This is a genomic window from Sphingomonas sp. PAMC 26621, from assembly GCF_000251145.1.
In the GTDB taxonomy this organism is placed as follows: domain Bacteria; phylum Pseudomonadota; class Alphaproteobacteria; order Sphingomonadales; family Sphingomonadaceae; genus Sphingomonas.
In genome coordinates this window covers 108391-122395 of sequence record NZ_AIDW01000009.1, presented here as the reverse complement: position 1 = coordinate 122395, position 14005 = coordinate 108391, and the positions used below count along the sequence as shown (strand labels likewise).

Genomic DNA, 14005 nt, shown 5'->3' with positions numbered 1-14005 from the left:
ACGGAAGAGTTAGAGAACGCCCGCCTGCACGGGGACCTCAAAGCGAGGATGGTACGGGGCGACGAGAGGCCACACACGTCGAAACTCCTTGTCGAACCCGTCTGGTAGCGCTAACTTTCCCTCAACACGCGCCAACGAGCGCGAGATTCGGGAGATCCAGGATGAAGAAGGGCATGTATCTGGCCGCACTGTGCGGCCTTGGCGGCGCAGGCCTCGCCACCGCATTGATCGCGCAGGATCACCCCGCGCAAACCGGCCAGACGGACGCCAAGCGCTTCCTGTCGCAGCCGCTGGTCAAGTCGATCTACACCGCCGATCCCTCGGCGCATGTCTTCGGCGGCAAGATCTACGTCTATCCGAGCCACGACGTCCCGACCGACATCCCCGACGACGATCTCGGCAACGAATATGCGATGCACGATTACCGTATCCTGAAGATGGACCGGATCGGCGCGCCCGTCACGGTCGGCCCGGTCGCGCTCGACGTGAAGCAGGTCCGCTGGGCGTCGCAGCAGATGTGGGCGCCCGACGCGGCCTACAAGAACGGCACCTATTATCTGTACTTCCCGGCACGCGACCGGACCAAGGACAAGAACGGCCTCGGCAAGTTCATGATCGGCGTTGCGACGTCGAAGAGCCCGATGGGCCCGTTCAAGGCCGATCCCAAGCCGATCACGGGCGCGTTCTCGATGGACCCCGCGGTCTTCACCGACGCGGACGGCAAGAGCTACATGTATTTCGGCGGCATCTGGGGCGGGCAGCTCCAGCGCTGGAAGAACGGGACGTTCGACCCCAACGGCAGCGATACCGATCTGCTGCAGGACGGCCAGCCCGCGCTGACCGGCAAGGTCGCGCGGATGAACCCCGACATGAAGAGCCTCGCCGAGACGCCGCGCGATGCGGTAATCCTCGATGCAAAAGGCAAGCCGATCCTCGGCGGCGACCATGAGAAGCGCTTCTTCGAGGCGTCGTGGATGTTCAAGCGCGGCGGGCAATATTATTACACCTACTCGACCGGCGACACGCACTTCCTCAATTATGCGACCGGCACGAACCCATACGGCCCATTCACCTATCGCGGGCATATCATGAACCCGGTGCAGGGCTGGACGACGCATCACTCGATCATCCAGACCGGCGGCAAATGGTGGCTGTTCTATGCGGACACGCAGCTGAGCAACAAAAACCACCTGCGCAACGTCAAGGTGACCGAGCTGACCTTCAACACCGACGGGACGATCAAGACGATCGACCCCTTGCTCAAGTAAGGCCGCGAATGTTTCTCGGAATCGATATCGGCACGTCGGGCGTCAAGGCCGTCGTCCTCGACACGCATGGCGCGGTCGTCGGCCAAGGCGTCGCCGCGCTCACCGTCCAGCGGCCGCAGCCCTTGTGGTCCGAACAGGACCCCGAGGACTGGTGGAAGGCGACGACCGCCGCAGTCCTCGCGATCGACCCGGAGGTCCGGCGGTCGGTCCGCGGGATCGGGCTTGCCGGGCAGATGCACGGTGCAACCCTGCTCGGCGCGGACGATAAACCCTTGCGCCCCGCGATCCTGTGGAACGACGGACGTTCCTTCGCGGAATGCGCGGCGCTGGAAGCGGTCACGGGTGAGTTCCGGACGGTCGGCGGCAATATCGTGATGCCAGGCTTCACCGCGCCCAAGCTCGAATGGGTCCGCCGCCACGAGCCCGAGATCTTCGCGCAGGTTACGACCGTGCTGTTACCCAAGGATTATGTCCGGCTGCGGATGACCGGCGAGAAGGCCTCCGACATGTCGGATTCGGCGGGCACGCTATGGCTCGACGTCGCGGGTCGTCGCTGGAGCGAGACGTTGCTCGCTGCTTGCGGCCTCACCGAGGCGCAGATGCCGCGGCTGGTCGAGGGCACGGACGACGCGGGCACGCTCCGCGCTGATATCGCCGAGGCATGGGGCATGGCGCAGGTTCCGGTCGCGGGTGGCGCTGGCGACAATGCCGGCGGTGCTGCGGGCGTCGGCGTCGTCACCGACGGCAAGGCGTTGCTGTCGCTCGGCACCTCGGGCGTCATCTTCGTTGCAAATGACGCATTCCGGCCCAACCCGGCGCGTGCGGTCCATGCGTTCGCGCATTGCCTACCCGACATGTGGCACCAGATGTCGGTCCACCTGAGCGCGGCCTCGTGCATCGACTGGGTTGCACGGCTGACCGGTGCGACCGGTGCCGCCGAACTCTTTCAGCGCGCCGAAGCGGCGGGTGTCGCGAACGGTCCCGAGATTTTCCTCCCCTATCTCTCGGGCGAACGCACACCCCACAATGACGCGCAGGTCCGCGGGGCGTTCTTCGGGCTCGACAACGACACCGACGCCAACCGGCTCGCGCAGGCGGTGCTGGAGGGTGTCGCGTTCGCGCTGGCGGACGGGCTCGATGTGCTGCGCGAAGCGGGCACCGAAGTCGCGGAACTCGCCGTCATCGGTGGCGGCGCACGCTCGCGCTATTGGGGCGAGACGCTCGCCGCCGCGATGGAGGTGCCGCTGGTGTATCTCCAGGGTGGCGAAGTCGGCCCCGCGCTCGGCGCGGCGCGGCTCGCGCAGATTGCGGTCGACGGCGGGACCCCGGCTGAAGTCTGCGTCGCCCCACCCGTTTCGCACCGGATCACCCCCGATGCGGAATTGACCGCACGGCTTGCGCCCAAGAAGGCTGCGTTCCGCGCCGCCTACGCCCGCATCGCCCCCCTCACCGCATCCAACTGACTTTTCGAAGGAGCGCCCCAATGGCCAATGATTTCTTTGCCGACATCCCCCAGATCGCCTTCAAGGGCCCCAAGACCGATGACGAGCTCGCCTATCGCTATTACGACAAGGACCGGGTCGTCATGGGCAAGCGGATGGAAGACCATCTGCGCTTCGCCGCCTGCTTCTGGCACACCTTCTGCTGGCCGGGTTCCGACGTGTTCGGTGGCGGGACGTTCAACCGCCCGTGGCATGCCGGCGCGAACGATGCCGCCGCCGCCGCGCAGAAGCGCGAAGTCGCGTTCGACTTCTTCACCAAGCTCGACATCCCCTTCTACGCGTTCCACGACGTCGACGTGATGGCGGATGCCGCCAACATCACCGAGCATCGCCGCAACTTCGCCGAAGCCGTCGATCATCTGGAGCGGCTGCAGGCCTCGTCGGGTCGCAAGCTGCTGTGGGGCACCGCCAACCTGTTCAGCCACCCGCGCTTCGCCGCCGGCGGCGCGACCAACCCCAACCCGGAAGTGTTTGCGTTCGGCGCGATGCAGGTCCGCGACGCGCTCGAAGCGACCCATCGTCTCGGCGGCGCGAACTACGTGCTGTGGGGCGGTCGCGAGGGCTATGAGACGCTGCTCAACACCGATCTCAAGCGCGAGCTCGACAATCTCGGGCGCTTCCTGTCGCTCGTCGTCGAGCACAAGCACAAGATCGGCTTCACCGGCACGATCCTGATCGAGCCCAAGCCGTTCGAGCCGACCAAGCACCAGTACGACTTCGACACCGCGACGGTGTACGGCTTCCTCAAGCGCTACGGCCTCGAGAATGAAGTGAAGGTCAACATCGAGGCGAACCACGCGACCCTCGCCAGCCACACGTTCGAGCATGAGATCGCAACCGCAGCAGCGCTCGGCATCTTCGGCTCGATCGACGCCAACCGCGGCGATCCGCAGAATGGCTGGGATACCGACCAGTTCCCCAACTCGGTCGAGGAACTGACGCTCGCCAATCTGGAGATCATCCGCGCAGGCGGTTTCACCACCGGCGGGTTCAACTTCGACGCCAAGGTCCGCCGCCAGTCGATGGACGCAGTCGACCTGTTCCACGGCCATGTCGGCGCGATCGACGTCGTCGCGAAGGGGCTGCTCAATGCAGCGGCGCTGATCGAGGACGGTCGCCTCGATGCGATCAAGACCGAGCGTTACGCCGGTTGGGATGCGGACTTCGGCCAGAAGGTCGGTGGTCTCGACCTGGCGGGGATCGCGGATCTCGCGGTCGAGCACAGCATCGACCCGCAGCCGCGCTCTGGTCGCCAGGAGCGGATCGAGAATCTCATCAACCGCTTCATCTGAACAAGACGGGCTGCGCACAGAGATGTGCGCGGTCCACTTCGTTCAACCTTCTCTTCGCGTTCGTTTCGAGCGCAGTCGAGAAACCCGGCACAGCACAGGTTTCTCGACTACGCTCGGAACGAACGGAAGGGGACGGGTTCAGTCCCCCCTACAAATCCAGCGCCCAGCCATCCCGCCCCTTGGGATCGATCGGCTGCGTCGGCACAAAGCGCTCACTCCCCGCGCTCAGCCGCAGGATCGACCAGTCGCCCCGACGATCGGTCTCCTCAAGCACACACCCGCACCCCGCAAACGCAGCGACGACGTCGGCGCGTTGCGTCTCCAGCAGCCCTGCCAGCACGATCGTCGCATGCGGCGCGGCGATGGCGGCAAGCTCGGGTGCCATCGAGACGAGCGGTCCCGCGAGAATATTCGCGATCACCAGATCATACGGCGCGCGCGCGACGATCGTGTCGTCGAGCGTCCCGTCCGCGACGGTCAGATCGACCGCTTCGACGCCGTTCGTCTCGGCATTCTCCGCTGTCACCACGATCGCACGCGGGTCGATGTCCGTCGCGACGATCTCCGCCTCCGGCCACAGATGCCGCGCCGCAAAAGCAAGCAGGCCGGTGCCGGTGCCGATATCGATTACCCGTGCGAAGGATTGCCCGTCCATCCGGTCGAGCATCGCGAGACACCCCGAGGTGGTGGCATGATGCCCCGTGCCGAACGCCTGCCCCGCCTCGATCAGGAACGCGCGGCCGCCTGCGGGCACATCGGCCGGATGCGCGCTGGTGTGGACGACGAACCGACCCTCGGTGATCGGTTCGAGCCCCTGCTGGCTGAGCGTCACCCAATCCTCCTCGGGCAACGCCTCGACCTGCGGCGCGACGCCCGCCGCACTGGGGACGAGCGCGTGGATCGTGGCGATCGTCGCGGCATCGGGCTCGGCCTCGAGATAGGCGTCGAGCCGCCAATGCTCGCGGTCGTCCTCCTCGAGTTCGGTCGTCATCAGCACGACGCCCTCGGCAATGTCCTCGGCGGCGTCGATCGCCTCCGCCTCGGCGCGGGTGCAGGGGAGGCTCAATTTCCAGCTGGTCATGAGGTGTTCCTGACCGCCCACGCACCGACGCGCAAGCGTCCTAAAAACCTGCTTCTCTTCGTGGCTTTGTGCCTTTGTGCGAGTCCATCCTGTCCTCTTCAGAAGAAGATTGGCCTCGCACAAAGCCACAAAGCCACGAAGGGAGAAGGAACAGGTATTGCGCTGCGCGCGGCTATTCGTGGCGGAGGGCGTCGATCGGGTTGAGCGCGGCGGCGCGGCGGGCGGGGAAATAGCCGAACACCACCCCGATCACCGCCGAGATCGCAAAGGCGATCATGTTGATCTGCGGATCGAACAGGAAATCGACCTTCATCACCCCCGCGAGCGACAGCACCGCAATCTGCGCGACGACCAGACCGATCAGTCCGCCGAGCATCGACAGCGCGATCGCCTCGACCAGGAACTGCAGCAGCACCTCCCCCGCCACCGCGCCGATCGCGAGGCGGATGCCGATCTCGCGCGTCCGCTCGGTCACCGAGACGAGCATGATGTTCATGATCCCGATCCCGCCGACGACGAGGCTGATCCCCGCCACCGCGGTGACGATCCCGGTCAGCAGCGTGGTCGATTGCGTCAGCGTCGCCGAGATCTGCGCGGTGTCGAAGATGTTGAAATCATCGTCCTTGCCGCCGTTGATGTTGCGCCGTTCGCGCAGCAGATCCTCGATCGAGGCCTGGACCGTCGCGCTCGAATAGGCCTGATCGACCCCGACGAGCATCAGCTTGAGGTCGGTCGAACCGGTGAAGCGGCGTTGCACGGCCTTGAGTGGCATGATCACGACATCGTCCTGATCGCCGCCGAACCCGGCTTGCCCGCGCGCCGACAGCCGCCCGATCACGTCGCACGAAATCCCGCCGATCCGCATCCGCGTGCCGAGCGGGGAGCCGCCGCGATAGAGGTTGGTGTTGACCGTATTCCCGATGATGCAGACCGACTTGCCCGCGGCTTCTTCGGCGGGCGTAAAGGTGCGCCCTTCGGTCAGCGGCCATGGCTGGACCTGGAAATAGGCGTTGGTAGTGCCGTTAAGCGTGGTCGACCAGTTCGCGCCCTCGTAGATCGCGGTCGCGGTGGTGCCGGCCTGCGCGGCGACCGCGGTGACGCCAGCGATCTGGTCGCGGATCGCGATCGCGTCCTGCGGCTTGAAATCGGGCGGACGCGGGCCCCCGCCGCCACGCCCGAAGCCCTGCCCCGGGCGGACCTGGAGAATGTTGGTGCCGAGCGAGGAGATCGACTTCTGCACCGCGGCGGTGGTCGCCTTGCCGAGCGTCACCATCGTCACGACCGCGGCCACGCCGATGATGATGCCGAGCGTGGTCAGGAACGAGCGCAGCTTGTGCCGCGCGATCGAGCGCAGCGCGAGGAGGAGCGTGGTGCCGAGCATTATCTTAGCCCCTCCCCTTTAGGGGAGGGGTTGGGGGTGGGGCAGTGCAGCAGAACCGAGGCCCTAGATTCGCGGCACGGCCCCACCCCAACCCCTCCCCTGAAGGGGAGGGGCTTAATCGTTGCGCGGGTCATGCCGGTTCCTCCCCAGCACGATGCTGCGTATCGATCCGCTCCACCAGCCCGTCCTTGAAATGCACGATCGTCCGCGCGAACGCAGCCATGTCGGGTTCGTGTGTCACCATGATCACCGTGATCCCGCTATCGCGGTTGAGCCCGGAAAGCAGCTCCATGATCTCGACCGAGCGTTCCGAATCGAGGTTCCCCGTCGGCTCGTCCGCCAGCAACACCGCCGGGCTGGTCACGATCGCGCGCGCGATCGCGACGCGCTGCTGCTGTCCGCCCGACAGTTCGGCGGGCGTATGGTCCCACCAGTTCGCGAGGCCCACCTTGTCGAGCGCCGCCATCGCCGCCGCGCGTCGCGCGGTCTTGGCGTCGCCGCGATACAGCAGCGGCAGCTCGACATTCTCGAGCGCCGTCGTCCGCGCGAGCAGGTTGAACCCCTGGAACACGAAACCGAGATACTTGCGCCGCAACAACGCACGCTGGTCGCGATCGAGCGTCTCGACATGAACGCCCTTGAACGCGAACGTCCCGCCGGTCGGCACGTCGAGACAGCCGAGGATGTTCATCGTGGTCGACTTGCCCGAGCCGCTCGCCCCCATCACCGCGACGAAGTCGCCTTGCGCGATGTCGAGATCGATCCCCTTAAGCGCAAGGAACGCGGTCGCGCCGTCGCCGTAGCGCTTGGTGACGTCGCGCAGCGAGATAATCGGCGCGACCGCAGCCGCCGCCGACACCGCCGGGGAGGCGGGATTACTGGCCACCGCCCTGCCCGCCCGACCGCCGCCGCTGACCGCTGCCGCCCGCCGACCCGCCCGCATCCTTCGCGAGCTGCCCGGTGATCACCTTGTCGCCGGGCTTGAGCGCCCCGCCAAGGACTTCGGTCATCGATCCGTTGCTCTCGCCGGTGGTGATGTCGACCGGCTTGGGCGTGCCCTCCGCGTCGAGCACATAGACCGTCTGCGCACCGCCGCGCTTGACCGTCTCGCCCTTGCCGCTGTTCGCGCCGCCACGTCGACGCGGCCGCGGCACCAACGCGCCCGCGATCCCGCTGCTGCCGCTGGATGCCCCCGTATCGGTCGGCTTGAAGCGCAGCGCGGCGTTGGGGACGAGCAGGACGTTGGGCTTGGCGGTGGTGACAATATCCGCGGTCGCGGTCATGCCCGGGCGAAGCTGGAGCCCGGCGTTGGCAACCGACAGCGTCGCGCTGTACGACACGACCTGTCCCGCGGTGGAGGTGGCGGTCGACGTGCTGCTCGATGTCGTCGACGCACTGAGATTAGACCCCAGGTCGACCCGCGTGATCGCCGCCGGAAAGGTCTTTCCGGGGAACGCATCGACCGTGAAGGTCGCGCTTTGCCCTTCCTTGACCGAACCGACATCGGCCTCGTCGATCGCCACCGCGAGCTTCATCCGGCTGAGATCCTCGGCGATGACGAACAGCGTCGGCGTGCTGAACGATGCGGCGACGGTCTGCCCGGGTTCGATCTGCCGCGCGAGTACGACGCCGTTGACCGGCGAGCGGACCACCGTCTTCACCAGCTGAGTCGCGTTGGAGGAGAGGGTCGCGCGGGCGGACACGACGTTCGCCTGCGCCGCGCGGACATTGGCGACCGCACGGTCCCGGTCGGCCCGCGCCTGGTCGAGTTCGGTTTTCGCAGGAACCCGCCCGCCCGACAGGCGGCTGACTTCCTGATAACGCGACAGCGTCGCGGTGGACTGTGCCAAGGTCGCCTGATTCTGCGCGACCGTCGCGATCGCGGCGTCGAGCGCGGCCTGGCTCTGATTGACCGCATCCTGGAAACGCGAGGGGTCGACCAGCGCGAGCGGCTGGTTCTTGGTCACGCGGTCGTTGACGTCGACCACCACCTTGGTGACAAGCCCGGACAGTTCCGAACCCACCTGCACCTGATTGGTCGGCTGGAGCTTGCCGGTCGCCGAGACGCTGACCGAAAGCGCGCCCCGCTCCACCGCGACGGTCGCATAATCGGGCTTTGCGGTCCCCGCAAAGCAGCTCTTGAGCGTCAGCAGCAACAGGACCACGCCAATTGCGACGAGCACCCATTTGCCCCAGCGTTTCCACGCGGGGACCGGCTTGGTGCCGAGAAAGGCATCCAGATCGGGGCTGGCTGCGGCGGTCGGGGGCGTGCTGGCCATTTAGCGTTCCTGGCGGACGATGGGGTTGGACGCGGGGGGCGCGATCGCGGCGGTCGGGTCGGCGCTGCTGTCCCACCCGCCGCCGAGCGCGAGGAACAGCTGGACCAGCGCGGTCGCGCGGTCTGACTGCGCCTGGCTCAGCCCGTTGCGCGCGTTGAGCAGTGCGGTTTCGGTAGTGTTGAGCGTGACGAAATCGGTCAGCCCCGCGCGATACTGGCTGCGCGACAGGATCGCGCTGGTGTTGGCGGCGTCGAGCGCGATCGTGAACTGTTCGGCGCGGCGCTTCGCGGAATCGAGCGCGACGACCGCATTCTCGACATCCTCGAGCCCCTGCAGCACGGTCGACTTGTACAGCGCGAACGCGCCATCGGCAGCGGCTTCGGTGCTGCGGACCTGCGAGCGCAGCCGCCCGCCGTTGAAGATCGCCTGCGTCAGCCCCGCGAACACCTGCCCCGCGACTGTCTGGAACAGGTTGCCGAGCTTGGACGCGTCGGTCGACAGGCTCCCGCTGATCGCGAACGCCGGATAGAGTTGCGCCTTTGCCACGCCGATCTGCGCGGTGGTCGCGGCAAGCTGGCGCTCCGCCGCGCGGACGTCGGGGCGTTGGCGGAGCGTATCGAGCGGGACGCCGATCGCGACGCTGTCCGGCCCGGCCGGGATCGGCTGAGTCGCGGCGAGCTCGGCCTTGAGCGCGCTCGGTGCCTGCCCGGTCAGCACGCCGATCCGCGACACCGCGGCGTTGTAATTCTGCTCGATCGTCGGGATCGTCGCGGCGGTGGTCGCGCGCTGCGACCGCGCCTGCTCGGCATCGAGCGACGAGACCAGCCCGGCCTGAACGCGAAAGCCTGCGATCTCGAGATTGTCGTCCTGCACCCGCAGCGATGCGCGCGCATTGGCAAGCTGTGCCTGATACAGCCGCGCGAGCATATAGTTGCGCGCCGCCTCCGCCTCGGTCGAGAGCAGGACTGTCGCGAGATCATAGCCCGACGTCGCATATTGCGCACGGCTTGATTCGATCGTGCGGCGGATCTCGCCGAACAGTCCGACCTGATATTGCACGTCTGCGCCGAGCGAGAGCGTATCGCCTGATCCGCGTCCGGTGATCACCGTCGCGCCACCCGGCAACGTGGTGGTGCCCCCGACGATGCTCTGCGAGCGCGTATAGCCTGCCGAGCCGCTGAGGGTCGGGAGGAGTTGTGCGCGCGATTGCACTAGCGTCTCGCGCGCCTGCCGCAGCCGCGCGACCGCTTGCGCGATATCGAGGTTGTTCGCGCGCGCGCGTTCGACCACGCTGGTCAGCAGCGGATCGTTGAACTGCGTCCACCAAGCGGTCAGGTCGCCCCGCGCCTGCGCCGGAAGCGGGACCGAATAGGCATCCGGCACCCCCAGCGCAGCCGGAGAAGCGGGATGATAATTCGGCCCGACCGTACACGCCGCGATCGGCACCGTCAGCGAAAGCAACAGGATGGAACGATACCGCATACGTCCCATGTGGCTAACACACCGGGCGCGGTCCACCGAATTGTTGTCGCAATCTGTCGCGGCGGCGATTTGGCGTGTTATTCCATTTCGAGAATGACCGCATCGACCGCGAGGCTGTCGCCGGTCTTGGCGTTGACCGCCTTGACCGTTCCCGCCTTTTCGGCGCGCAGGATGTTCTCCATCTTCATCGCCTCGACCACCGCAAGCGGCTGCCCCGCCTCGACCTTGTCGCCGACCCCGACGTCGAGCCGCATCAGCAGCCCCGGCATCGGGCACAGCAGGAACTTCGACAGATCGGGCGGGATCTTGTCGATGAGATGCTGCGCGAACGGTGCGACATGCGCGGGGAGAACGCGCGCCTCGTGCGCGGCACCGCGCGTGGTGAGGCGGAAGCCGCCGCGCGTGCGGACAATCTTGACGCTGAGCTCGGTGTCGTCGATCTCCGCGTGCACCATCCGGTCGCCCGGCGTGTATTCCAGCGCGATGTCGAGATCGTCGCCGTCGACGGTGACGCCATCGGTCGAAATGTCGACGACATGCGTCGCTTCGCCGATCTTGACCGACCACTGCGCCGGCGGGCGCAACCGCTTGCCGAGCTGGCCGTCGATCCGGCGCGCACGATCCGCCTCGGCGGTCGCGGCGAAGGCGGCGATTGCGGACAGGTCGCGCAGCAGTTCGGCGGAGGCTGGCGCGCCGTGGAAGCCGTCGGGATATTCCTCGGCGATGAAGCCGGTGGTGATGTTGCCCGACCGGAACCGCGGATGCTGCATCAGCGCCGAGAGGAAGTCGATGTTGTTGCCCGGCCCGGTGATCTCGAACGCGTCGAGCGCGGCGATCTGCTCGTCGATCGCTTCCTCGCGCGTCGGCGCCCAGGTGATGAGCTTGGCGATCATCGGATCGTAGAAGATGCTGACCTCGCCCCCCTCGCGCACGCCATCGTCGACACGGACGTAGGCTTCCTGAAGCCCCTCCCCTTCAGGGGAGGGGTTGGGGGTGGGGGAAGTCTCACCGAGAGCAACGTCGGCTGAGTCCGCTGCACGGCCCCACCCCAACCCCTCCCCCGAGGGAGAGGGGCTAAGCGAAGTATAAGGCGTGCCCACACTCTCCGGCGGCTGATACCGCACCAGCCGCCCCGTGCTCGGCAGGAACCCGCGATACGGATCCTCCGCATAAACCCGATTCTCGATCGCCCACCCGTTGAGTTTCACGTCATCCTGCGCAAACGGCAGCGCCTCGCCCGCCGCAACGCGGATCATCAGCTCGACCAGATCGAGCCCGGTCACCGCCTCGGTCACCGGATGCTCGACCTGCAACCGCGTATTCATCTCGAGGAAGTAGAACCCCTCCCCCGTCGTATCCGCGCCCGAGACGATCAGCTCGACCGTCCCCGCCGAATAATACCCCACGGCGCGCGCGAGTGCGACCGCCTGCTCGCCCATGCTTTTCCGCATCTTGGGCGTGACGAACGGCGACGGCGCTTCCTCGACCACCTTCTGGTGGCGGCGCTGGATCGAGCATTCGCGCTCGCCGAGATAGACAATGTCGCCGTGCTGGTCGCCCATCACCTGGATTTCGATATGGCGCGGCGATTCGATGAACTTCTCGATGAACACGCGGTCGTCGCCGAAGCTCGCCAGCCCCTCGCGCTTGGTCGCCTCGAAGCCCTCGCGGACGTCCTGTTCGCTATAGGCGAGCCGCATCCCCTTGCCGCCGCCGCCGGCCGACGCCTTCATCATCACCGGATAGCCGATGTCTGTCGCGATCTTCACCGCCTCCTCGGTATCGGCGATCTCGCCGAGGAACCCGGGGACGACGTTGACGCCCGCAGCCTTCGCCAATTTCTTGGACTCGATCTTGTCCCCCATCGCGGCGATCGCCTTGGCCGGCGGGCCGACGAAGGCGATCCCGGCATCGGCGCAGGCGCGCGCAAAGCTCTCGCGCTCGGACAGGAAGCCGTAGCCCGGATGGATACAGTCCGCGCCCGTCTCCTTGGCGGCGAGCAGGATCAGGTCGGCGAGCAGATAGCTCTCGCCTGCAGGTGGCGGCCCGAGCCGGACGCTTTCGTCCGCCATCAGCACGTGCGGCGCGCGCGCGTCGGCGTCGGAATAGACCGCGACCGTCGCGATCCCCATCTTCTTGGCGGTCCGCATCACGCGGCAGGCAATTTCGCCGCGGTTCGCGACCAGGATTTTCTTGAACATCGCTCGCCCTAGTTTGTGCCGTCTTCCCGGTGACCCGGGTGCGGACTGAGTGTTACTGGTACCAGATCATCGTCTTGAGCTGCGTCGTGCGCGCCCGCGTCAGGCGCGTCCGGCATGCCGCGATCGTCATGCCCTGCGCCGACCCGCCCGCATATTGCCCGCCCTCGATCACGCATTGCGTATCGCGGAACTTGAGCCATGCGCGCTGGCTCTCGAGCAACGACCCCGCAAACCCGAACCCGCCGCCACGCGACGTGTCCTGCGCGTCGCGGCGCTTCATATAGGCATAGGTCCGCTTCCACTGCGCGGTCATCGCGGCATCTGCCTGCGCGTAGCTCGACCCGGCGGTCTGGTTCATCGCCGCCTGGGTCTGGACCGGGGCGGCGGCAGCGACCAGCAGCGCGATCAGCAGCACGTCTTTTCCTTCCGCATCGGTTCTTCTCCAACCATCGGGACCAGCCCGAGCTTCGCCATCAACGCGGCGTCCTTGTCGTCGCCGGCATTGCCCGTCGTCAGCAGCTTGTCGCCGGTGAAGATCGAGTTCGCGCCTGCCATGAAGCACAAGGCCTGCGTCGCTTCGGACATGCTCTCGCGCCCCGCCGACAGCCGCACCATGCTCAGCGGCATCGTCACGCGCGCGACCGCGACGGTGCGGACGAACTCGATGTCGTCGATCTTGGCGAGCGGCGTATCCGCGAGCATGTTGCCGAGCACCGTGCCCTTGACCGGCACCAGCGCATTGACCGGCACGCTTTCGGGATGCCGCGGCAGCGTGGCGAGCGCGTGGATGAAGCCGACGCGATCCCCGCGCGTCTCGCCCATCCCGACGATCCCGCCGCAGCAGACGTTGATCCCCGCTTCCCGGACGTTCTCGAGCGTGTCGAGCCGATCCTGGAAGGTGCGGGTGGTGATGACCTCGGCATATTTCTCGGGCGAAGTATCGATGTTGTGGTTGTAATAATCGAGCCCTGCGTCGGCGAGCTGCTTTGCCTGGTGCGGCTCAAGCATGCCCAGCGTCATGCAGGTTTCCATCCCCATCTGGCGGACGCCCTGCACCATTTCGATGATCGCGGGCATGTCCTTGTCCTTGGGGTTGCGCCACGCCGCGCCCATGCAGAACCGCTGCGACCCCGCATCGCGCGCCTGTGCGGCGGATTGCAGAACGGCGCGGACGTCCATCAGCTTGCTGGCTTTCAGCTCGGTGTCGGCGCTCGCGGACTGGTTGCAATAACCGCAATCCTCAGGGCAGCCGCCGGTCTTGATCGACAGCAGCGTGCACAGCTGGACCTCGCCCGCGGCATGATGCGCGCGATGCGTGGTCTGCGCGCGGAACATCAGTTCGTCGAAGGGGAGATCGAACAGCGCGGCGATTTCCTGGCGCGTCCAGTCGTTCCGTACGCGCCCCTCCCCACTGCCGTCATGCTGAACTTGTTTCAGCATCCACTCCTCCGCTTGCCCGGACTGCCCTTGTGGCACGGTGGACCCTGAAACAAGTTCAGGGTGACGCTGAGAGTGGGAG

General features: G+C 66.7%; 11 protein-coding genes. 3 read left to right on the top strand and 8 right to left on the bottom strand.

Annotated elements, in window-relative coordinates:
* Positions 1-161: 161 nt before the first annotated feature.
* The 3 genes from RI03_RS04265 to xylA are packed head-to-tail and all read left to right on the top strand — an operon-like array spanning position 162 to position 4062.
* Positions 162-1268: a glycoside hydrolase family 43 protein gene (locus RI03_RS04265; RefSeq protein WP_010215461.1), complete on the top strand. Its 1107-nt coding sequence runs from the start codon at positions 162-164 to the stop codon at positions 1266-1268.
* An 8-nt stretch (positions 1269-1276) separates the two neighbouring features.
* Complete coding sequence (xylB, locus tag RI03_RS04260) at positions 1277-2731, top strand: xylulokinase (RefSeq protein WP_010215460.1); 1455 nt, start codon at positions 1277-1279, stop codon at positions 2729-2731.
* A 20-nt stretch (positions 2732-2751) separates the two neighbouring features.
* Positions 2752-4062: a xylose isomerase gene (gene xylA / locus RI03_RS04255; protein ID WP_010215459.1), complete on the top strand. Its 1311-nt coding sequence runs from the start codon at positions 2752-2754 to the stop codon at positions 4060-4062.
* A 148-nt stretch (positions 4063-4210) separates the two neighbouring features.
* Here the strand turns inward: xylA and RI03_RS04250 are convergent, their stop codons facing one another.
* The 8 genes from RI03_RS04250 to bioB form a co-directional block, all read right to left on the bottom strand.
* Positions 4211-5143 carry a 50S ribosomal protein L11 methyltransferase gene (locus RI03_RS04250; RefSeq protein ID WP_010215458.1) on the bottom strand — a complete coding sequence of 311 codons (933 nt, stop codon included), beginning with the start codon at positions 5141-5143 and terminating at the stop codon, positions 4211-4213.
* Between the two features lie 172 nt (positions 5144-5315).
* Entirely contained in the window at positions 5316-6524 is a 1209-nt protein-coding gene (locus tag RI03_RS04245; protein ID WP_010162509.1) for an ABC transporter permease, read from the bottom strand.
* A gap of 130 nt (positions 6525-6654) precedes the next feature.
* Positions 6655-7467 carry an ABC transporter ATP-binding protein gene (locus RI03_RS04240; RefSeq protein ID WP_010215456.1) on the bottom strand — a complete coding sequence of 271 codons (813 nt, stop codon included), beginning with the start codon at positions 7465-7467 and terminating at the stop codon, positions 6655-6657.
* Entirely contained in the window at positions 7400-8803 is a 1404-nt protein-coding gene (locus RI03_RS04235; RefSeq protein WP_010215455.1) for an efflux RND transporter periplasmic adaptor subunit, read from the bottom strand. Before RI03_RS04235 ends, RI03_RS04240 begins: the two co-directional genes overlap by 68 nt.
* Entirely contained in the window at positions 8804-10285 is a 1482-nt protein-coding gene (locus RI03_RS04230; RefSeq protein ID WP_010215454.1) for an efflux transporter outer membrane subunit, read from the bottom strand.
* A 77-nt stretch (positions 10286-10362) separates the two neighbouring features.
* Positions 10363-12486: an acetyl-CoA carboxylase biotin carboxylase subunit gene (locus tag RI03_RS04225; protein ID WP_010215453.1), complete on the bottom strand. Its 2124-nt coding sequence runs from the start codon at positions 12484-12486 to the stop codon at positions 10363-10365.
* A 52-nt stretch (positions 12487-12538) separates the two neighbouring features.
* Positions 12539-12901 carry a lysozyme inhibitor LprI family protein gene (locus tag RI03_RS04220; RefSeq protein ID WP_010215452.1) on the bottom strand — a complete coding sequence of 121 codons (363 nt, stop codon included), beginning with the start codon at positions 12899-12901 and terminating at the stop codon, positions 12539-12541.
* The gene (gene bioB / locus RI03_RS04215; protein WP_010215450.1) at positions 12892-13926 is read right to left on the bottom strand and encodes a biotin synthase BioB; all 1035 of its coding nucleotides are present in this window, start codon (positions 13924-13926) and stop codon (positions 12892-12894) included. The genes RI03_RS04220 and bioB overlap by 10 nt, the downstream gene beginning before the upstream one ends.
* Positions 13927-14005 lie beyond the last annotated feature (79 nt).